General features: G+C 34.7%; 19 protein-coding genes. 7 read left to right on the forward strand and 12 right to left on the reverse strand.

Annotated features, from left to right (window positions below):
• Nucleotides 1–30 precede the first annotated feature (30 nt).
• The 8 genes from EPU_RS00445 to EPU_RS00480 form a co-directional block, all read right to left on the reverse strand.
• A complete protein-coding gene (locus tag EPU_RS00445) occupies nt 31–924 on the reverse strand; it encodes an ABC transporter permease (protein ID WP_010165744.1) in 894 nt (297 codons plus the stop codon).
• Between the two features lie 11 nt (nt 925–935).
• Nucleotides 936–1,910, reverse strand: a complete 975-nt coding sequence (locus EPU_RS00450; RefSeq protein WP_010165745.1) for an ABC transporter permease — start codon at nt 1,908–1,910, stop codon at nt 936–938.
• A gap of 19 nt (nt 1,911–1,929) precedes the next feature.
• Nucleotides 1,930–2,838 carry an N-acetylmuramic acid 6-phosphate etherase gene (gene murQ, locus EPU_RS00455; RefSeq protein WP_010165746.1) on the reverse strand — a complete coding sequence of 303 codons (909 nt, stop codon included), beginning with the start codon at nt 2,836–2,838 and terminating at the stop codon, nt 1,930–1,932.
• Nucleotides 2,828–3,820: an N-acetylglucosamine kinase gene (locus tag EPU_RS10955; RefSeq protein WP_010165748.1), complete on the reverse strand. Its 993-nt coding sequence runs from the start codon at nt 3,818–3,820 to the stop codon at nt 2,828–2,830. The genes murQ and EPU_RS10955 overlap by 11 nt, the downstream gene beginning before the upstream one ends.
• A 167-nt stretch (nt 3,821–3,987) precedes the next feature.
• Nucleotides 3,988–5,004: an aldose epimerase family protein gene (locus EPU_RS00465; protein ID WP_010165749.1), complete on the reverse strand. Its 1,017-nt coding sequence runs from the start codon at nt 5,002–5,004 to the stop codon at nt 3,988–3,990.
• 103 nt (nt 5,005–5,107) lie between these two features.
• Entirely contained in the window at nt 5,108–6,571 is a 1,464-nt protein-coding gene (locus EPU_RS00470) for a UDP-glucose--hexose-1-phosphate uridylyltransferase (protein WP_029487718.1), read from the reverse strand.
• 3 nt (nt 6,572–6,574) lie between these two features.
• Nucleotides 6,575–7,567, reverse strand: coding sequence for a UDP-glucose 4-epimerase GalE (gene galE / locus EPU_RS00475; RefSeq protein ID WP_010165751.1), 993 nt, complete (start codon nt 7,565–7,567; stop codon nt 6,575–6,577).
• A gap of 11 nt (nt 7,568–7,578) precedes the next feature.
• A complete protein-coding gene (locus EPU_RS00480; RefSeq protein ID WP_029487719.1) occupies nt 7,579–8,748 on the reverse strand; it encodes a galactokinase in 1,170 nt (389 codons plus the stop codon).
• Between the two features lie 253 nt (nt 8,749–9,001).
• On the opposite strand from EPU_RS00480, the gene EPU_RS12940 reads away from it, so the two are divergent.
• The 4 genes from EPU_RS12940 to EPU_RS00500 all read left to right on the forward strand — a co-directional run bounded on the left by EPU_RS12940 (nt 9,002) and on the right by EPU_RS00500 (nt 12,232).
• Nucleotides 9,002–10,066: a PepSY domain-containing protein gene (locus EPU_RS12940; RefSeq protein ID WP_083792504.1), complete on the forward strand. Its 1,065-nt coding sequence runs from the start codon at nt 9,002–9,004 to the stop codon at nt 10,064–10,066.
• A 69-nt stretch (nt 10,067–10,135) separates the two neighbouring features.
• A complete protein-coding gene (locus EPU_RS12470) occupies nt 10,136–11,152 on the forward strand; it encodes a PepSY domain-containing protein (protein WP_010165756.1) in 1,017 nt (338 codons plus the stop codon).
• 135 nt (nt 11,153–11,287) lie between these two features.
• The gene (locus EPU_RS00495; RefSeq protein WP_010165758.1) at nt 11,288–11,911 is read left to right on the forward strand and encodes a hypothetical protein; all 624 of its coding nucleotides are present in this window, start codon (nt 11,288–11,290) and stop codon (nt 11,909–11,911) included.
• Nucleotides 11,912–11,983: 72 nt separating this feature from the next.
• Entirely contained in the window at nt 11,984–12,232 is a 249-nt protein-coding gene (locus EPU_RS00500; RefSeq protein WP_010165760.1) for a hypothetical protein, read from the forward strand.
• 381 nt (nt 12,233–12,613) lie between these two features.
• On the opposite strand, the gene EPU_RS00510 is transcribed toward EPU_RS00500, so the two are convergent.
• Both EPU_RS00510 and ahpC read right to left on the reverse strand, forming a co-directional pair.
• Nucleotides 12,614–14,239 carry an FAD-dependent oxidoreductase gene (locus tag EPU_RS00510; protein WP_029487720.1) on the reverse strand — a complete coding sequence of 542 codons (1,626 nt, stop codon included), beginning with the start codon at nt 14,237–14,239 and terminating at the stop codon, nt 12,614–12,616.
• Between the two features lie 60 nt (nt 14,240–14,299).
• Complete coding sequence (ahpC, locus tag EPU_RS00515) at nt 14,300–14,863, reverse strand: alkyl hydroperoxide reductase subunit C (RefSeq protein ID WP_010165765.1); 564 nt, start codon at nt 14,861–14,863, stop codon at nt 14,300–14,302.
• Nucleotides 14,864–15,026: 163 nt separating this feature from the next.
• Between ahpC and EPU_RS00520 the strand changes: the two genes are divergently transcribed.
• Nucleotides 15,027–15,944, forward strand: coding sequence for an aldo/keto reductase (locus EPU_RS00520; RefSeq protein ID WP_010165767.1), 918 nt, complete (start codon nt 15,027–15,029; stop codon nt 15,942–15,944).
• A gap of 7 nt (nt 15,945–15,951) precedes the next feature.
• Here the strand turns inward: EPU_RS00520 and EPU_RS00525 are convergent, their stop codons facing one another.
• Together EPU_RS00525 and EPU_RS00530 are read right to left on the reverse strand one after the other, a co-directional pair.
• The gene (locus EPU_RS00525) at nt 15,952–17,775 is read right to left on the reverse strand and encodes a GGDEF domain-containing protein (protein ID WP_010165769.1); all 1,824 of its coding nucleotides are present in this window, start codon (nt 17,773–17,775) and stop codon (nt 15,952–15,954) included.
• Entirely contained in the window at nt 17,776–19,584 is a 1,809-nt protein-coding gene (locus EPU_RS00530; protein WP_010165770.1) for a GGDEF domain-containing protein, read from the reverse strand. It lies immediately after the preceding gene.
• Nucleotides 19,585–19,736: 152 nt separating this feature from the next.
• Here EPU_RS00530 and EPU_RS00535 point away from each other — a divergent pair, with 152 nt between their 5' ends.
• Nucleotides 19,737–20,882 (forward strand): alginate O-acetyltransferase AlgX-related protein, encoded by a 1,146-nt coding sequence (locus tag EPU_RS00535; RefSeq protein WP_029487721.1) that lies wholly within the window; start codon nt 19,737–19,739, stop codon nt 20,880–20,882.
• A gap of 51 nt (nt 20,883–20,933) precedes the next feature.
• The gene (gene bsh / locus EPU_RS00540; protein ID WP_010165775.1) at nt 20,934–21,905 is read left to right on the forward strand and encodes a choloylglycine hydrolase; all 972 of its coding nucleotides are present in this window, start codon (nt 20,934–20,936) and stop codon (nt 21,903–21,905) included.
• Nucleotides 21,906–21,923 lie beyond the last annotated feature (18 nt).

The following is a 21,923-nucleotide window of genomic DNA, read 5'->3' on the forward strand; positions in this document are numbered from 1 at the left end:
TCATTTCCTCTTCATTAAATTTTTCTTAAATCAATTTCTCAATCTTGGATTTAACGCGTCATCTAGCCCCGTTGCAAACATATACGCCCCAAACTGAAATATCACTATACTGATAACCGGAGACAAAAAATAGATCATTGAACTCGACCCAAGMAGCGCACCCGTTTGAGATAGCGAAATCTGTATCATCATTCCCCAATGGTTTCCCTGAAACGGCACTAACCCCAAATACATAAGCCCCACACTTGCCAATATGGCGCCCTTCATAATTACGATAAAGTTTACCGCTATATACGATACTATGTTTGGCATTATGTCATTCGTTATGATTGTCCATTTGCTTAGGCCCATTATTTGACTTGCCTCTATAAAATCCTTATGCTTAATTAGCAACACCTGAGACCGAATTGCTTTTGCCAAACCTGCCCACGACCACAAGCTCAATACCAATCCAAACGTTAATTGATTTTGTATTTCTATTACCATCGACAAAATCATTGTTACCGGAAAACTGGGTATTGTTAACACTATGCTAGTAATCATCATCAAAAACGCATCTATTTTTCCGCCTAGCAACCCCGACAAAATTCCTATCGTACAAGCAAAGAATAGCGAAAACATTGCAGCATATGCAGCAACTAGCAAAACATCTCTCGCCCCCAAAATCAGCTGCTTTAGCGTATCCTTCCCTGCGAAGTCTGTACCCAACCAATGTTGCCACGACGGTGCTTGCAGTCGATTTAGATAATCAGATTTAGGTGGTGACAAAAAGATTGGTCCACATATCGCTATAAGCAAAAACACAGTTAAAATGATCAGTCCAATTCGCGACATCTTATTATTCCACATAATTCTAATGAAACTTTTAAAGCCATTTTCACGATGAAAATTCACTTGCCGAGCATTATCCAAATTTTCTTCCATAAATTATCTCCTTATTGCCCTCTTAACCTTGGATTTAAAATCGTATACAAAAATTCTGCAAGCAAACTAGAAACCACAACCATAACAATGATAACCAAAAACATTCCTTGCATTAGCGGAAAATCGCGCCTGCTGATCGCCACACTCAAATAAAATCCAACACCCGGATACAGAAACAAATTTTCGATTAAAGGAGATCCACCAAACATCAACCCGAATGATACGGCAAGACTTGTTACCATAGGCAAGATTGCGTTTCTCCCTAAATAATGAATGAGTATTCGCCTTTTGGGCAGCCCCCGAACTTCTGCATATGTGATATAGTCTTCACCTAATACCATCAACGCGTTTGCTTTCATAGCAACAATCCAGGTAGATACTGTTGTTACAAAATAGGCAAGCACTGGCAATACTGCATGTTGAAGAATATCCAAAATAAACGGTGCGTTAAAACCAACCACAACGTCTGAGCTGTATGCTCCTTTAGATGGCAGCCACCCGAGCGAGACTGCAAAGATAAATACTAAAATATATGCCACGATATAGTCTGGAATTGAACCAAAAATTGATTGATATACGGTTACAACCACATTCAAAGTCTTTTTGCGCTTCCAAGCGATATATATGCCTAGCAATATTCCGATTGTAAATGAAAATAGAAGTGATATACTTAATATTAACATAGTCCACGGCAATGCTCCTGCAACGATTTCGGTGACAGGCTTTTTATATGCCATCGAAATTCCCAAATTTCCCGTAAAAATTCCAACAATATAATCTATAAATCTTTCCCATATGGGCTCAGATGGATCATAATTTAATTGAGCAATAGCCCTTTCATATGCTAAATCGTATGGAAGCGCTTCTGTTCGAACCATTTCTTGTGCAAGAATATCTACCGGATCTCCAGGCATAAACTGAATCACAATGAACACAATAATCAACGATATCATCATTGTAAAAAGAGCCAATCCTATTTTTTTCATATAGATCTCTCCCATTCATCTACTCTTCTATCGCAGAYCGCACATATCCTCCAGAATTTTCCAACAACTCTACAGCTTTATCTCTATCACAGCTTAACATAATCATTACGATAGCAATCTTAACATGAAAGTTACATTGGCTTAGCGTGGACATCGCGATGCTCTGCTCGCAACCTGTTGTTTGCATCACCAGCCTCACTGCCCTATCTAATAATTTTTCGTTACTTGGCTTCATATCCACCATATAATTTTTATACACTTTTCCCAGTTTAATCATGCTTCCCGTTGTTAACATATTCAGTACCAGCTTTTGCGACGTTCCAGATTTCATTCTTGTGGAACCCTGAACTACTTCTGGGCCAACATCTGGTGCAATAGTAATTTTTGTTACCGAATGTAACTCCGAATTCGCATTGTTGCATACACCAACTGTTACGCATCCTAATTTGTTTGCAGCAGAAATTGCACCCAATACGTATTTTGTGCGCCCACTTGCAGTAATGCCTACAACTACATCCTTTTCGGTAATGGCCAGTTTTTCAACTATATTAACTCCATCGATAAAGCTGTCTTCGGCGCCTTCTACAGGATTTCTCAATGCGGCGTCTCCTCCAGCTATATAACCCTGAACCATTTCTGGATCGGTACCAAAAGTTGGCGTACATTCCGACGCATCCAACACGCCTAACCTTCCGCTGGTGCCCGCACCAAAATAAAATAACCTGCCACCTTTTTTAAACGCATCTGTAATATACTCAACTGCTGTCGCAATCTTATCGGCTTCTTTTCCTACAGCTTGCGCCACCAACCTATCTTGCGCATTAATCAGCTTCACTAGTTCTAGTGTTGAGACAGAATCGATATTTATCGTATCTTGATTGTTAGCTTCTGTTGTTAGCCCAGCCAAATTTAATTGTTTAATTTCCATAAATGCGCTCCATTTCTCTAATAATATTATCCCTTATGTGTTTGTTTAACGATTTTCCGCATTGCTCTTCTAGGGCCCACAAAATCGCTCCTATTCCGGGTGGTACAACTAAAGTTATATATTCGATTTTTATATTGGTTAATTTAGTTACATATCTCTTAAATGTGTCTCTTAGGACATCTGACTTTGGCCTAACCCACACAGACCCGGCCAAAATCACCTTTGCTCGATCTTCAAACTTCAATTTGCCAATGCATCCAGCTACCGAACAAGCAAGCTCATAAGCTATGTGATCTATCGCTTTTACCGCAGCAGCATCTCCCGCTTCTGCATACTCAAACATCAACTGAATAAATGGCAAGTGCACTATCGGCCTCTTATATAAATCTGAAATAGCATCTAGAAGCTCCAGCTTTTCATCACTACATTGCAGTAACTTAAGCACCCGTTGCGTAAACTCCGTCTTTTGCCCGCATCTAAACACACTGCTATATGCGCATCGTATTGCCAGACGTGTAATAAATGCTCCTCCTGCATCATCTCCTACGATGTCGCCAATGCCTCCTACTTGTAGTCTATTTCCTTGCGAATCAATTCCTACAGTTACCGTACCAGTTCCGTTAATAGAACAAACTCCTGTTCCATCATCGCTAGCGGCCTTTATTCCCAAAAAACCATCGTTATCAACAATTATTTTATTTATATTTAGCCTAGATAATTTTTCTTGAAGTGCCTCACGCTGACTTTTGGTATCAACTCCCGCCAATCCAAAAACTCCCACTTCTACTTCGCTATAATCCACACTAGATTGCTTAAGCAGGCGGTCTATATGCTCTCGTATAACTCTAAACGAACCATTAAAGCTATCAGCAAGTCTTTCGTGAGAACACGTGCCAGCTCTAATATGTGATACCAACTTTCCATCATTGGTGAACAAAAAATAATCCGTTTTGGTGTTTCCACCGTCTACCCCTAATACCACGTTGAGACCTCCTTTATAATTTATATATATATTGTGTTATGATATGGAAATGTGGCTTTCTTTATACAAAATTTAGGAAAAAATTATAAAAATTTTCCATAAAACGCAAAAAAAGCCCCAGTATTGCTAGTAATCTACTAGAATCTTGGGACTATTGATTATTGATATTAGATATTGCTAAATCTATATATAGTTGTGTGATTATACTCTTGGTCGCTCTTTAGGATGCTATCACATTTGTTGCAGTCATCTCTTCCGATTGGTAACTGCTGAGCTTCGAAACAAATACCATCGCGGGCTTCAAACGAATTGCCGCCTATTAGCTTTTTGTGATTTGGAAAATTAGACGTATAGATAACTACCGCATCATAGGTGGTATCCATTGTCATCTTTCTGCCACTTTCTTGACATGTCATAACAACGCAATCTTTTTTGAGACCCTCTCCCTTTTCTAAGATAAATGGATGATCGTATCCCGAAGCTAAAGCCAACGCTGGATCATCTATATCTTTTCCGATTTTTTTGGGTGTTCTAAAATCAAATGCTGCCACCTCATTTACATCTATCAAATTTCCCGTTGGGATCAAAAACTCATCGCCTTCTGCAACCAACTTGGACTTTAGCGTCAGTTCATGATTTAACACGTCTGTCTTTGCATCGCCAGATAAATTAAAATAGCTATGATTTGTAAGATTTAATAAAGTTTTTTTATCGGTTTGTCCGGTATACGTAATAGACAGTGAATTGTCTTCTGCCAATGTATAAATGACGCTAACATGAACTTCTCCCGGAAAGCCTTCTTCTCCATCTGGACTTACCAGACTCAATGTTACACTGTTGTTTTCTAGGTTTTCGATTGCCCAAATCTTTTTATCAAATCCGYAAATTCCTCCATGCAAACAGTTTCCATTATTATTTTCAGGCAATTTATATGTTATTCCATCTAGCACAAAATTTGCCCCACCAATTCTCCCACTGGTTCTGCCAATCAATGTTCCAAGATATCCTTGATTTTTTCCATATTCTTGGTAATCTTCATATCCTAGAACAACGTTTTCCAGTTTTCCATTTTTATCTGGCACCATAATTTTGGTTATAATTCCACCTAAGTTCAATATTTCTACACTCATATTGTTTTCATTAGTTAAGGTAATCACTTCAACCTCTTTATCATTTATCTTCATAGATATTCTCCTTATTTTTAATATTATTACCTCCATAAGTGCTTTTCAATTGCTAGTGTGGCAAATACTTTTGTAACCATTTTCATTTTATGCTTTTGCTTATTTATTGATTTATTGATTCTGCAAATTTTTTGAATGCATTTATACCTGAATCTGTCAATTTAAACACGCCTGCGTCTTCTAAYACTCGGCTAAATTTATCTCCTAGTGCTTTTATCACATATGCTTCTAGATCGGCATTGGCAGAGTATTGAACTTTTAGTTCTGTTGCCCATCCTTTRTGATATTCTGCAACTTCGGCAGCTTCTCCGGCAATATACGATTTTACTGCATCGAGCTCTTCTAGCAATCGACCCGGCAATACCGCAAGCCCCATCACTTCTATTAAGCCAATGTTTTCTTTTTTAATATGATGAACATCTTGATGCGGATGAAAAATTCCATCTGGAAACTCTGCAGTTTGCCTATTGTTACGCAACACCAGGTCCATTTCATAATTTTCTCCACGTCTGCGACAAATTGGGGTTATTGTGTTATGTGGTATATCTTCAGAATGCGAAAGTATGTCTTGAGTTGGGTCACTATATCCTCGCCATTCATTTAAAATTCTTGCGCACACTTTTACTAGCGTCGCTTTGTTTTTGCTTTGCAATCTAATGGTTGAAAGCGGCCAGTTTATTGCTTGTGCGGTCACGTCGACTTCTGCTATTTCAATATCAAACAGCTTGCTAGCGTTAGTCATCGGAAACACAAAATTTCCGCCTTGATAGTGTTCGTGTGATAATATTGACCCACCCACAATTGGCAAATCCGCATTAGATCCTATAAAATAGTGTGGAAGCTCTGTCGTAAAATCTAGAAGTGTCTTGAATGTCTCTTCGTTAATTTGCATCGGAATGTGGCTTGTAGATAAGACAATGCAATGTTCATTATAATATAAATATGGTGAGTATTGCATACACCATTCTCTGTTATTTAAGTTCATCCTTATCATTCTATGGTTTGCACGATCTGGGTGATTTATACGTCCTTCGTACCCTTCGTTTTCCGCACATAGCAAGCATTTAGGATATGATGAACTAGGAGCCAGCTTCTCCAATGCTATTTGTTTTGGATCTTTTTCTGGCTTTGACAGATTTATCGTTAAAACTAAATCTCCATATTTGGAACTGGCGCTGTATATTTTATTCTTCGCGATTCTATCAACTTTTATATAGTTACAACTTTTACTTTGATTGTAGAACCAATCTGTCGCTATCTTGCGATCTGTTGCATATAGACTCCAAAATTTGGCATTAACCACAGAAGGCTTGTCGAGAAATACGTTCATCACTACAGAAGCAAAGATGTCCCTCGCTGCAGCGTTGTCTTCTATTATTTTCGYMGCAACGGCTTCGTCACAAATTGCATCAAGTGTTTCGTATAAATTTAATATACATACTTCCTCTACAGCATCTGGCTCGTCTTTTTTTAGAATAGCYAACAGTCTATTTCTCACGTACATTATATCATCTGTTGTGATAAGTCCATTTTCTAAACTTATCGCAATTAGTCTCTCTATTAACATATCTTACTCCTTTTCATATCCATTTGGATGCGCCTTATGCCATGCCCACGCGGTTGATATAATTTCTTTTACATTTGTAGTTTTTGGTTCCCAGCCCAAGATTTCTTTTGCTTTGGCCGATGATGCGATCAACGATGCTGGATCTCCCGCTCGTCTTTCGCCGTAGACCAATGGAATTGGATGCCCCGTTACTTCTCTTGCGGCTTCTATCATTTCGTTTACAGAGTATCCCGTGCTACTGCCCAAATTGAAGATATTGTTTTCGCCACCAGCCATCAAATATTTCATTGCCAAAATATGGGCTGCAATCAAGTCTGTGATATAAATATAGTCTCGCACGCATGTGCCATCTGCAGTATCATAATCATCTCCAAATATCGTGATATACTCCCTTTGGTTGCGTGGCACTTGCAATATGATTGGTATTAGATGCGTTTCTGGATTGTGCGCCTCACCTATTCCACCTTCGGCATCTGCGCCTGCAACATTAAAATATCTCAAGCAAACGTAATTTAGATCGTGCGCTACGCTAGTCCACTTAAGCATTTTTTCTATTGCCAACTTGGTCTCGCCATAAGTGTTCGTTGGGGCTGTTGGCGTCTCTTCTGTAATTGGCATTATCTTAACATCGCCATATGTCGCTGCCGTTGAGCTAAATACAATATATTTTACACCAAATTTTATCATAGCAGACAATAAACTCTCGGCACCACCCACGTTATTGCTATAATATTTAAGCGGCTTTTCCATCGACTCTCCTACTAGTGAGTTTGCGGCAAAGTGCATCACCCCATCAACTTGTTCCTTTTCGAAGACTTCCTCTAGCGCTGCTGTATCTCGTATATCTACCTGATAAAAGGGTACTCCTTCTGGCACTGATGCTCTAAATCCTGTTTGCAAGCTATCAACAACTGCGACATCAAAACCTTCTCTCAATAAATTTCGCACTGCATGAGAACCAATGTATCCAGCTCCACCTACTACTAAAATTTTCATAAACTCCTCCATCAAATTATATTTTTTGTATCTTCTACTTTTGTTGGTCCATCACCAATTTTGGCAATATAAAAATCTGCCGCATATCCAATCTTGTCGAGGTATGCTTTCCCCACATTCTCTACAAACGCTTCTATTTTATCGTTTTCTACAATAGCAAGAGAGCATCCGCCAAACCCTGCCCCTGTCATTCGTGCGCCCAATGTGCCAGGCTGTTCTTGCGCTGCAGCAACCAAGGTATCAAGTTCTATTCCTGTTACTTCATAATCTTCTTTTAGTGATTTATGAGAAGCATTGAGCAATTTTCCGAATTCTACCAAATCATTATTTTTAAAGGCTTCTGCCGAGGCTTTTGTTCGAATGTTTTCTGTAATAGCATGACATGCTCKTTTATATTCATTTTCGGTAAGAAGATCTTTGTTTGCTTTTAARTCTGCCAAATCAATTTCACATAGGTTCTCTGCGTTAACTTTAGATTGGAGCTTCGCCAATGCGCTTTCACATTCTGCTCTTCGTTCGTTATATTTTGAGTCTGCAAGCTCACGGCGCTTATTTGTGTTCATAATTACGATTTTTGTGGTAGGCATATCTACTGGAATATATGTGAAATCCAGGGAGTTGCAATCTAGCAGAATAGCCTTATCTTTTTTGCCTAGAGAAATCGCAAACTGATCCATAATTCCACTATTTACACCAATATATTCATTTTCCACTTTTTTGCCTAGCAATGCTGCATCTACTTCTGTAATAGGCAAGTTAAATAACGATTTAAATATTTGGATAATTAGCAATTCTAGAGATGCTGATGAAGAAAGCCCCGAGCCGTTTGGAATATTTCCATAAACTACGGCATCAAATCCGCTATTAATTTTTGGGTACTTTTCYAATAAAAATTTGGCTACACCTTTAGCATAATTCGTCCAATTATCTTTTTTATCATAATCCAGGTGATCTAAATTAAATTCTATGATACCTAGGTCTTCAAAATTTTTCGAGTAGCATCTAACAGTTTTGTCGTCACGTCTTGCAACAGCAGCATAGGTCCCTAATGTAATTGGACACGGAAATACTAATCCACCATTATAGTCGATATGCTCACCTATCAAATTAATTCTTCCTGGCGAAAAATAAATTACTTCTGGCTCTTTATTAAATACCTCTACAAAACATTCTTGTAACACAATATTGCCCCCTTTTATCTAAAATTATATGCTTATTATATATTTTAAAATTAAATAAAACAAGTAGAATAATCTGATTTATTGATTTTTTTTAATCAGCTTTAATATTACTTATCGATTACAAATTATTTTTTTCGCATTAATAAATTTCAAAATAGTATTGTTCTTAACACAAGTTACATATATTAATATATTACATGGTATTAAATATTTTTTTGCGCCATGTACTTTGATAATTTAATGAGGTGATAATATGAATAAGAAATTTTTAGTTGTAGCACTAGCACTAGCAATGAGCTCTACCGTATTCGCAGCAGCTGGAAGTACTGCAGGATATATCAGCAAATCTCAAGCAAAATCCATTGCGTTGTCTAATGCCGGCGTAAATGCTTCCGATGCCACATTTGTTAAAACAGAAATTGACACCGAAAACGGCAAGCACGAAATCGACATCGAATTTTTCGTACAATCTACCGTAAGYGGAATACCTGTCTACAAAGAATATGACTATGATTTAAACGCTTTCACAGGCGAAATTATTTCTAGAGATGTGGACATAGAAGGGTTTAATGATTATACAGTTGATACGGACTGGGATGGTGTTGATGACAGATTCGATGACTATAATAATAACGCAAACACCAAGTACATCAGCGAATCAAACGCTAAACAAATCGCTCTTGCTCATGCACGCATAAATGCAGCAGATGCAACATTTGTCAAAACCGAACTTGATAGGGATGATGCAGAAATTGAAGTAGAATTTTTTGTCAAAACCACTATTAACGGTATACCAACATATAAGGAATACGACTATAACTTAAACGCTATCACTGGAGCCATTCTTTCTGCCGATATAGATATCGAAAATTTCAATGACAAAGATGATGATGACTGGGACGATGACGATCGATACGACTGGGACGATGACGACGATGATGACTGGGACGACCGATACGATGACGACGATGATGATTGGGACGACCGATACGATGACAACGATGACGACTGGGACGACCGATACGATGACGACGATGATGACTGGGATGACCGATACGATGACGATGATGACGACTGGGACGACTGGGATGATCGATACGATGACGACGATGATGACTGGGACGACCGATACGATGACGACGATGATGACTGGGACGACCGATACGATGACGATGATGACGACTGGGATGATCGATACGATGACGACGATGATGACTGGGACGACCGATACGATGACGACGATGATGACGACTGGGACGACCGATACGATGACGACGATGATGACGATGATGACTGGGACGACGACTGGGATGACTAGAAAATTATGCCTGCTACAATAGCAGGTATATCCATTAATATATAATTTGAAAACTTCGCGAGGTGATATATGAATAAGAAATTTTTAGTTGTAGCACTAGCACTAGCAATGAGCTCTACCGTAATGGCAGCAGCTGGAAGTACTGCAGGATATATCAGCAAATCTTTAGCAAAAGCAATCGTATTGTCTGATGCCGGCGTAAATGCTTCTGATGCCATTTTTGTTAAAACAGCCCTTGACATCGAAGACGGAAAACCCGAAATTGATGTAGAATTTTTTGTACCATCTATCATAAATGGGGTACCTGCTTATCAAGAGTATGACTATAATTTAAACGCTTTCACAGGTGCAATTCTCTCCAAAGATACAGACATAGAAGAGTTTAACAATCACATCAGTGATACAGATTGGGATGGTGTTGACGATAACTTCGATAGCTCTAACAATATCGCAGGCACCGAGTACATCAGCGAATCAACCGCTAAACAAATCGCTCTTGCCCATGCACGCGTAACTGCAGCAGATGCAACATTTGTTAAAACCGAACTTGATAGGGATGATGCAGAAATTGAAGTAGAATTTTTTGTAGCAACGACAATCAAAGGTCTACCAACATATAAAGAATATGATTATACATTAAACGCTTTTACTGGAGACATTATTTCCGTCGATGCAGATATCGAAAATTTTAATGATGATAAAAACTGGGACGACATCTTGGATCAGGCCTTGGATAAGTGGGAATATGCTTTAGATGATACATTGGATGACTGGGAAAATAATTGGAACGACTGGGAAGATGCCTGGGGAGATGCTTTGGACGACTTGGAAAGCAATTGGGATAACACTTGGGATACCTGGGAAGACAACTGGGACGATTCTTTGGATGATACATTAGATGAATGGGAAGATACCTGGGAAGATAATTTGGATGACTGGGAAGATATTTGGGATGACTGGGAAGATAATTGGGACGACACCTTGGATAGCTGGGAAGATTCTTGGGACAGCTTAGAAGATAATTGGGACGACACCTTGGATAGCTGGGAAGATGCTTGGGATGACTTAGAAGATGTTTGGGATTGATCTTCAGACTAACATTTAATGCAAAATTTCTTTAAAAAAAATGGTTGAATTTAATTTTCAGCAATAGTTAATATAGTAACTGCTGGACTTAATCTAGATCACTAATGACATTAACTTTATATCGGAGTGATAATTATGAAAAAAATGTTTCTTATTGCAGTAATGTGTTTAACAACAACGCTGAGCACCCTGGCCGCTACTCCCTCTAATCGTATCATTTCTGCCGAAACTGCAAAGACAATCAGTGCAGCATATGTAAAAACAGATATATCAGAACTGTCTTTCTCCAAAGTAGAATTAAATCCAAACACTCTAGAAATAGACATAGAATTTTTTGCTCCCATTATCAATACTGACATTTCTTCATTGGCCTTATACCAATTTTATAGGTGTACATTAGATGCACAAACCGGCGCCGTCATTTCTAGTAACATGAATTTAGATGGCCACGCAATTCTCACCAAAAAACCCATCACTCCTGTAATTCCAGCAATTACTGAAGATTTTATATACACCAATAATTGGGACACTGCCGAAAATGATTTAAATACTGATGATACCTATAGTGTCAGTACATATAATCCAAACTTAGAAGCATTAGAAGATGATGATGATATTTGGAATCTGGCTGAAGATGGCTGGGACACTGCTTGGGAAGCTTTTAAAACAGAATGGAAATCCGATTGGGAAGCTTTTAAAATTTCATGGGAAAATCTTAAAAATGAATGGACTATATTTTTTGACAATCTCGAATGGTAACACACTTTGATCACAAAAAAATTATTTTAATACTATACTATAAATAAGTATTATTATTTACGGAGGATTAACATGAGTTTACATTTTTTAAAAATAATCTCTATAATTTTTATAGTAACTTTTGCTGGATTATCCATATTTGGCTTTAATACTTTTTTGAACGAAGACACCGCTAATCACATCAACTTAATAGCATTAGGAATATTAAATTTTGTTATTGCCAAAGGTGTCTTCAATAAGTCTCAATTTATAATTGGAATTTTTAATATATTAGTCGGAACTTTAGCTTTTATCACAGCATTTTTTTCTATAGTTTTTTAAATTTGTGTAACAAAAAGCCGAATTGAATACTATAATATATCAGAATCATATTAACACTGGAGTGGAGGTCTCTATATGGAACTCAAATTTACCGCTACTTTACTAGGACTTATTTCAGTATTTTATTCGACTTTAACTTTAATTACTAGTGATCMATCTGTTTTGTTGCAACGTTTGTCTTTTRCAAATCATGTCAATTTAATATGCCTAGGAATACTCGGTTTATTAATAGCTATCGATAACTTGGCTAATAAGCACAAATTGCTTGCTATCATAAGCACTATACTTAGTGGTGTAATTTTTATCATAGAATTATTTTTAATATTATATTAATAATTTTATCGCAGACCAACCAGCTGCGAATTTTGTTTTTGAACAAGTCTACACTTCACTTAATATATTTAAAATTTGTGTAATAGTTTTACGTCCAAAATAAACTTCTTTATCATCAATTACCATGCAAGGAACACTCATTACATTATATTTATTTTTTAGATCGTTGAAATGTGCAATATCAATAATCTGAGTTTTTATATATGGATTTAATGTGGCAATTTTTCCTACTGCCATAACAACATCTGGACACATGGTACAATGCAGTGAAATCAACACTTTTATGTTGGTTTTTGACTTTAAGGATTTTGCCTTGGCTTCATCTTCCGCTGAAATTGTTTTTCCTGGCCCTGCAATATTATATAAGCTGATTATAAATGAATTAAACTCATGTCCACCTGGCATTGAATAAAATTTAATWCCACTAGGAGTCCCATCGGCATACAATAACTCTAAATATGGTGCCATTTCTTCTTTATTTGCCTGACTTTTTGTTGCAACYAATTTATCGGAAAGRTGGTCTATTTCATCCATTAAACTTGACATCTCTAGTGCCAAAGAGCTTTCGTTTAACACAGCATTTATAATAACCTTATTTTCAAATTTTTCAAAAACAGGAACCAATTGATCAATCATTTCTTGACTCAAAAATGCATCATCCATCTGTGTTATTGCTGGATTTAAGACTTTTTTGGATCTCGTTGTTGTTAAAGTAAATGCCGGGATACCCAGTTTTTCATGCATCGCGGTTATATATTTTTCCGCAGCTACAGCAGCAGTTGCTCCATTTGATACTGCTGTTACCACTTGGCGCAATTCTTTTATACATACATCTCCTGCAGCATACACACCTGCCAYATTCGTTTCTTGCTGCATATTGGTTATAATATAACCTTCATCTTTTTCGATGCTTTTATCTAGCCATTCGGTATTTGGTGCGTACCCAGCAAACACAAAGACCCCTATGCCTCCATTATTTTTTTCTACTCTTTCTTCACCTGTTTTATTGTTAATCAGTCGAATTGCTTTTAGGATATTATCTCCCCAAATTTCTTTTACTTCTGTATTAAAGTGAACTTTGATTTTTGGATTTTTCAATACTTCGTCACTAATTATTTTGGGCACATTAAATTCAGATTTTCTAACGATTATTTGTACATTATTTGAATATTTGGTTAAAAAGGCACCTTCTTGAACTGATGCTAGACCTCCTCCTATAACATATATAGGCATGTCGGTAAAAAATTCTCCATCGCAAGTCGCGCAATATGCAACTCCTCTTCCTTTATATTCCTTTTCACCCTTAAATCCTATTTGTCGYGGATAAGCACCCAGTGCCAAAATTATTCCAAAAGTTCTATACTCTCTAATATTGGTCTTAACAATTTTTATATCTCCAGACATATCTAATCCAATAACTTCTTCTAACTTAAACTCTGTCCCAAAAGACTCAGCTTGTTTTTGCATATCTTGAGTTAATTTAGTTCCACTTGTAGAAAGTACCCCAGGATAATTCACTATTTCGGATGTGATTACAATTTGACCACCAAACTTCTCTTTTTCAAGAACTAAAGTTTTATACTTTGCTCTAGACATATATATCGCTGCACTGAGCCCCGCAGGCCCTCCTCCTACAATTATCATGTCATACATATCGTCATAATTTTTTTCCATTCTAGTTATCCTTTCTAAAAAAAATACACTTAGCCCCAAAGCTAAATGTACTTTATTTGCTTATAACAATCCCACTAAATCAAGGCTGGGTTTTAGAGTTTTACTTCCAACCTCCCATTTAGCTGGACAAACTTCGTCTCCATGCTTATAAACATATTGCAGAGCCTGAACACGTCTTAAGAGTTCGTCAGAATTTCTACCTATATTACCAGCCAAAATTTCATACGCTACAATTTTTCCTTGTGGATTTACGATAAAAGTTCCACGCTCTGCCATCCCATCCTCTTCAATATAAACATCGAAGCTACGAGCTAAATACCCTGTTGGGTCGGCAAGCATTGGATATTCAATTTTTTTAATAGTTGGCGAAGCTGAATGCCATGCTTTATGAACAAAATGCGTATCACAAGATACGGAGTATATTTCGCAACCTATTGATCTAAACTCTGGATATTTATTAGCAAGATCTTCTAGTTCTGTAGGACATATAAATGTAAAATCTGCAGGATAAAAAAAGAATACGTTCCATTTACCTAACGTATCTAGTTTTTCAATATCTTTAAATTGATTTTGATAATATGCTTTTGCACTAAATTCTACAATCTCTTTTCCAATTAATGACATAAAAACCCTCCTAAATTAATACAAAATATTCATAAAAAAATAATCGTTTGCTAAAATTCAGTATARCAATCCAATTTTTATTTGTCAAGGCGGCTTGACTATTACCTATAATGAATGATAAGTTATAGATAGGTATAAAATTTTATAAAACTTGGAGCACATTATGAAAAAAATCTTAATTAAGGAAATCAACTTAGAAGTACCAGAAATTGCTTTAGGCTGTATGAGAATTAATCGCTTATCTCAATCTGATGCGCAAAGGTTAATACAAACAGCATTGGATGAAGGCATCAATTTTTTTGATCATGCTGATATATATGGTGCCGGTGAAGCAGAAAAATTTTTTTCCCAAGCAATCGAAATGAATAGTTCTATCAGAGAAAAAATGATATTACAAAGCAAATGTTGTATAAAAAAAGGACTATATGAAGCTTCAAAAGAGCATATAATTTATTCTGTTGACAATAGTCTTAAAAACCTCCAAACTGATTATTTAGACATATTATTGCTCCATCGTCCTGATGCATTAATCGAACCAGAAGAAGTTGCCGAAACTTTTGATGAGCTCAAAAAATCTGGCAAGGTAAAATATTTTGGTGTTAGCAACTTTAATGCTTATCAAATCCAACTCTTAAACCAATATTGTAGTCAAAAAATGGCTATAAATCAGCTGCAGCTGAGTATTCCTGAATGTAAGATAATTGATTCTGGTTTAAATGTAAATACAAGCTTTGATGCCGGAATTAATAGAGATGGAAGCATCCTAGACTATTGCAGATTAAATAATATTACCATTCAAGCATGGTCACCATTTCAAAAAGGTTTTATTAGTGGCACTTTCCTTGATAATCCGGAATATGGTCTACTAAATTCTGTAATTTATGAACTAACGCAAAAATATTCTGTTTCTAATAGTGCGATCGCTGTTGCCTGGATTTTAAGACATCCTGCAAAGATTCAAACCATTGTTGGGACCACAAATTTCGAACGACTCCAAAACATTGCTAAAGCTTCTCAGATTACTCTTACTCGAGAAGAATGGTATAGGCTATACACAGCTGCGGGCAAACACTTACCATAAGTTAATTTTACACCTCTCCATTTGTGAGGGGTATACTTTGATTCATTGCAATTTTTTCGCTTGTCAAATATACCCCTATAATTTTAGAAATATATATTAGCGTATTAATCATTTTTTGATTCCACTCATGATTTTTAGTACACCTGTCATATCCAGCAATCAATTGAACTTTGTCCATTTTTTCGATTGCACAATTTAGCATTGATATAATATTATCGTCTATACATACCTCCACTAAACATTCTGGAGCTTCTTGAGTATTAGAAAAAATACCTATACCTTGTTCGCCATACAATGCTACTAGCTCCTTAATATAACTTTCGTCCACAGTATCAAATTTAGATTTTTCTATTCCTTCATTACACCATTGATAGGTGTGCTTATACACTTGTAATTCCTCATCATATTTCATAATATAGCATCGATCCATATGAAATAGCTTTCCTATATATTCAAATATTCTTAAAATCACCTTTTCTTTTAACTCACTTTCACATAACATTTTAAAAACTTCGAAACATACAGCCGCATCAATAAACTGCGCACTATTTCTTTTGATTGAATCAATGCCTGTATTTTGTAAATCAGTATTTTTCGCTTTCATATTTTCTTTGTATATACAATATTGATTTTTGCCACCTTGCTTTGCATTATACATGGCTATGTCTGCTTTATTAAATAACGTTGCAAAATTATTTCCATCTCGACTATACGACGATACTCCTATACTGCTAGAAATTTCATATTTATTAACTCCATCAAAATATACATTATTAAATGCATGTAAAATTGCATTCAGCCGTTCTTTTAAGACTTGTTCGTCTTTAAGATTTTTCAAAAACACCATAAATTCATCGCCGCCAATTCGTGCAATAACATCTCCGCTTCTAAAAATATTTTTCAATCGCTCTGCCAAAGATGTCAGTACTATGTCTCCATAAGAATGCCCCATATTGTCATTAATTGCCTTAAAATTATCGATATCAATTATTATTAAATAGCACGTTCCCTTTGCATAATCATTTTTCAAGATATATTCTACTAACTCTATACTTGTCACTTTATTATAGCAACCAGTTAGCAAATCTCGTTCCGAGTTAAATTTATATCTAACCTCTGCATCGATATCTTTAATTACACCAAAAATTTTTGTAGGCTTTCCATTTTCGAACTCTATATCATACGCTATACTAATCCACGGCATAGTATTACTATTAGTTTTCAGTCTAAACTCATAAATTGACTGTTCTCCTCTTTTCATACTTTTAATAAATTCGCTAAAAATTTCTACATCTTTCTCTACCAATCCTTTAGTATAAAATTCTACTAAGGGGATAGTTTTGTATGCATTATGCATTAAAAAATCGCGATAAAAAACAAATTCATTCTTTGCAATATCAAACGTAAAAAATGCATTTTCATTTAAAGTAAACATAACATTAGTCATAGAATAACTAACTTTCTTTTTAGTCTTCGATGAGCCTATTACCACAAAATCTTCATTTAAATGATCTACACAATAAACGTATATTTCCTGTTTAGGAATAAAATATAAAGTTATCAAAAATTTTTCATCATTTTTTAATACATTAAAATTTAATTTCTTTTCACTTAAATATCCTAAATTCGTTTTTAAATGCAGTGTTTTATTGCTAGATACACTATTGTCTTGAGCAATAAGAAATGTATCCAATTTACCTATTGGTGGCATCTTAACAAAATATTCTATTTTATCAATCAAAATTTTGTAATGACCTTTTTTTTCATCTAAAATAGCAATGGCGTCATGAATATGCAGAAATAATTCATCTCCTTTTAAGTCATCAAACACCTACGCATCACCTCTTTCTAAAAAGAATTTCAAATTTCCAAGTCCCAACAAATACACTCCTACTGTTTTGGCCAAAAAAACCAGAGTATTAATACTTTTTTGGGTCCATTGAATCTGTGGTGTATATCTATCAAATCCTATTGTTAACATAAAATTTTCATCTATATTTACTGAACAATGTAGCATAGATTTAATGTCTCTATATGGCATTCCCGCCCAAAACTCTTCTCCAAATTCCATAGAAGAATCAAAATAGAAAATTCCTCCTTCGTCATATAAATTTAAAATTGGTTGAATTAGAGATAACGGTATCTCTCTRGGAAGAGCTGGCATGTCATCAGATTTTCCATTGACCCATTCATACTTAAACATACTTTTTCCTAATGCTTTATTAACTTTAAAAATATATACTCTGTCAATATCATATTGATTTCCCAATATATTCATTATTTTATCTAAACATTCAATAGGATTTTTTTCACCATAAAAAACATTAAATAGGTTAAAGCAAATATCAATATCTATAAAATGTGAAGAAATTCTTTTCATAGAGTTAAAATGCGTTCCCTCTATTATCAGACTATCATCATACTCCATCTCATCATAAATTACATACCGATTTTTACCTGCATTTTTTGCCTGATACATAGCAATATCTACCTTATTTGCAAGTTCACCAAAAGTCACTCCATCTTTTCCAAATCGACTTACTCCTATACTACTTGATATTTCATGCTCCATATATCCATCTAAATATTTCTGATTAAAAGCCTTGCAAATTTTTTCAAGTATCGTACACAAACTGTCTGTAGATTCAACATGCTTTGTATATACTAAAAATTCGTCGCCTCCAATCCTCCCTATTATATCAATTTGGTGAAAAATATCTCTTAGACTATCAGCTAAATTAATTAATACTGCATCTCCAAAAATATGTCCTAAATTATCATTTATAGCTTTAAAATTATCCACATCTATCATGATCAAATAACTATTTGCCGTACTATAATTGAGAGCTTTTTCAACAAGTCTTTCTGTTGTTAGCTTGTTATATAATCCTGTTAGCAAATCACGTTCTGATTTATACTTATATTTTATTTCAGCGTCAATTACCTTTAATACTCCGAAAACACTTATAACTTCATTATCATTAAATTCTATATCATAATACATTCTAAACCAATTATAACTATCTCCTCTAAATTTTAAGCGAAATTCTGCATTATCTTTTTTTAATTTAGTAAATCCTTGAATAAATTTTTCAAAATTTTCTACGTCATCATAGTGTATAAAATTTGACCTTAATATTTCTTCATATGAAATCACCAAAATAACTTTACTAAACAAAATATCTTCATAAAACATAAATACTCTTTCCACAGCCTCATATTTGAAAAAAATATTTTTAAAAAATTGAGTTATCATATTGCTTAATTGTTGCCTCATATTAGCTTTTTCAAATGTTTTTTCCACACTGCTTTCTTCTAAATTATAATTTTCATGTATGCAACAAAGATATTTTTCTTTTTGAGGAAGATATAAGAATAAATGTATATACGAACTAATTTCATTCTCAAAATTTACTTGAAATTTTTTTTGTTCACTAAATACTCTATCTAAGATTTCTTTAATGTCCATATCTGGAAATTTTCTTTCTTCAGATACTCTTAATTTACTTAGTTTGCCTTCTTTTTTAAACGTGGCATCAAAATAATTTTTTGTATCCATTAAAATCTGATAACTATCATTTATACAATCTATTAATATAATAACATCATGCTCTAATTGCAATAATTTTAAATTTTCCATGTTTTTTCTTTTAGACACCCCTTTTTGCATGTATTTAAAATATTTTATCATAATGTTATATTTTTGGCAAACTAGGATAAACGGATTTAATTAGACAAAATCATCTGTATGTGACATAATCTGTATATTATATTAAAATGGAGGAATATCTTATGACCGCTATACTATTCTTTATAATTTTACTTTTTATTAGTAATCAAAATATTGACATGTTTTTTGATCAATATAAGCATGCAAAACATGAAAATGTCTCTATAAAAGAAACCAACCAAAATATAGAAAAATTATTTGCTGAAAATTTTATAAATAAGCAATATTATATCAACTTAAATGCAGATATTGCTAACCTTTTTAATCACAAAGAACTAAATCGAGTTATCAAACTTTCTAAYGGGCATCTTACAGAAGCTGTTCCCAAACTTGATACTAAAGATTACGCCACCAATACACTAAAATTTAATGAATATCTCGATAATTTAAATATACCATTTATATATATACAAGCACCTCATAAATTACCTAATGATTTTGAACTACCTCTTGGTTATGAAACTTTTGCTAATCGCAATGCTGATAATCTAATTTCTCAACTTGATGATATCTCTGTACTAGATCTACGACAATTAATTATGGCTGAAGGATTATCCCATTATAATTTATTTTACAAAACTGATCATCATTATAAAATTGAAACAGCTTTTTGGGCCACTTCCAAGATTACCGACTTTATATCACCAATTTTATCTGTAATTCCTAATTCATATCTTCAAGATATTAACAACTATCATTGTGATACCTACGAAAACATCTTTTTAGGTTCCCGAGGCTCTAGAACAAGTGAATCATTTGCGGGTAGTGATGATTTTACTGTAATTTATCCAAAATTTGATACATACCTTACGATAGATATTCCCACTAAGAATATCCACAAAACGGGTTCTTTCTCTGAAACTCTTATGCATACACAAGCAAATATAGCGTTAAATGTCCCTCATCAGACTAATATTTATGAAATATATTTAGGTTGGGATGTTGATTATCTTAAAATCACCAATCATTTTTCTGTAAATGACAAAAAAATATTTATAATACGAGATTCTTTTGCACGACCTCTAGGTCCTTTCTTATCTCTGCAATATGGCGAGGTTCATATGGTAGATCTTAGAAAAAATACACCCGATGGATTATTAACACATATTAATGAAGTCAATCCAGATATAGTTATTTTAATGCTTTGTCCGCAGACCTTTGAAGATAAAATGTTTACGTTTTTACCTACAAATATAGATAAAAAATAATAACTTTGGGAATGATAACTATAAATTTAATTTTAAAGGAGGGTATCTGATATGTGCACTGCTATTACTTTAAAGACTAGCCAAGATACTTATTTATTTGGTAGAACACTCGATCTTGAATATTCTTTTAATCAAGAAATCATTTTTGTTCCCAGAAATTTTAGATTTAATAAACCTCCTCTTGTGGCAGAGCCCAAATATGCAATTTTGGGAATGGCAACAAAATTTAATGGATTTCCACTCTTTGCAGATGCTTTTAATGAAGAAGGGCTTGGAGTTGCTGGACTCAATTTTCCCAAATATGCTGTATATTCAAAAAAAAATCTCCCCAACAAAAATAACGTAGATATTTTTAACTTTCCATTATGGCTTCTAAGTAACTTTAAAACTATTCAAGAGGCAAGAACATCTCTCACAAATATTAACTTAGTAGACACACAACTCGATGAAAGTTTTCCTAATTCACCTCTTCATTTTATAATTACTGATAAAACTGGAGAAACCATAGTCCTAGAACAAACTAAAGGAAATTCTAGAATTTTTGATAATCCCTATGGAGTTTTGACTAATTCACCTGATTTTTTATGGCAAAGAATAAATTTGAGTCAATATGTTAATCTCATACCAAAGCAAATTTTAAATCTCCAAGGCACCGCCATAAATGCTCTTAGTAATGGCACTGGTCTTTTGGGGCTTCCTGGAGATTTCACTGCACCTTCTCGCTTTGTACGTGCCGCTTTATTTAGGGAATTTGCCCAAAAGAATAGTGTAGATATAAACGAAGCAACATTTTTTCAAATATTAGCCAATGTATCTATTCCCAAAGGCGCTCTTATTACTTCTCAAGGAGATATTGACTACACACAATATACAAGTTGTATGGATTTAAATCGTGGCATTTATTATTATAAAACCTATAACTCTCAAGCTGTATATCAAGTCAATTTACATGCTCAAAATAAAAATGAGACAAGAATAGTTTCGTTCCCATACAACAATGAATTTATTACAATAAAGCTATGATTATTAAGGGTTCTACTA

This window comes from Candidatus Epulonipiscium viviparus, assembly GCF_000171335.1.
Lineage (GTDB): Bacteria > Bacillota > Clostridia > Lachnospirales > Cellulosilyticaceae > Epulonipiscioides > Epulonipiscioides viviparus.

Coding starts and splice junctions, on each gene's coding strand:
- EPU_RS00500 (WP_010165760.1), top strand. CDS start 11,984: ATGAGTTTACATTTTTTAAAAATAATCTCTATAATTTTTATAGTAACT.
- EPU_RS00520 (WP_010165767.1), top strand. CDS start 15,027: ATGAAAAAAATCTTAATTAAGGAAATCAACTTAGAAGTACCAGAAATT.
- bsh (WP_010165775.1), top strand. CDS start 20,934: ATGTGCACTGCTATTACTTTAAAGACTAGCCAAGATACTTATTTATTT.
- EPU_RS00450 (WP_010165745.1), bottom strand. CDS start 1,910: ATGAAAAAAATAGGATTGGCTCTTTTTACAATGATGATATCGTTGATT.
- EPU_RS12470 (WP_010165756.1), top strand. CDS start 10,136: ATGAATAAGAAATTTTTAGTTGTAGCACTAGCACTAGCAATGAGCTCT.
- galE (WP_010165751.1), bottom strand. CDS start 7,567: ATGAAAATTTTAGTAGTAGGTGGAGCTGGATACATTGGTTCTCATGCA.
- EPU_RS00495 (WP_010165758.1), top strand. CDS start 11,288: ATGAAAAAAATGTTTCTTATTGCAGTAATGTGTTTAACAACAACGCTG.
- ahpC (WP_010165765.1), bottom strand. CDS start 14,863: ATGTCATTAATTGGAAAAGAGATTGTAGAATTTAGTGCAAAAGCATAT.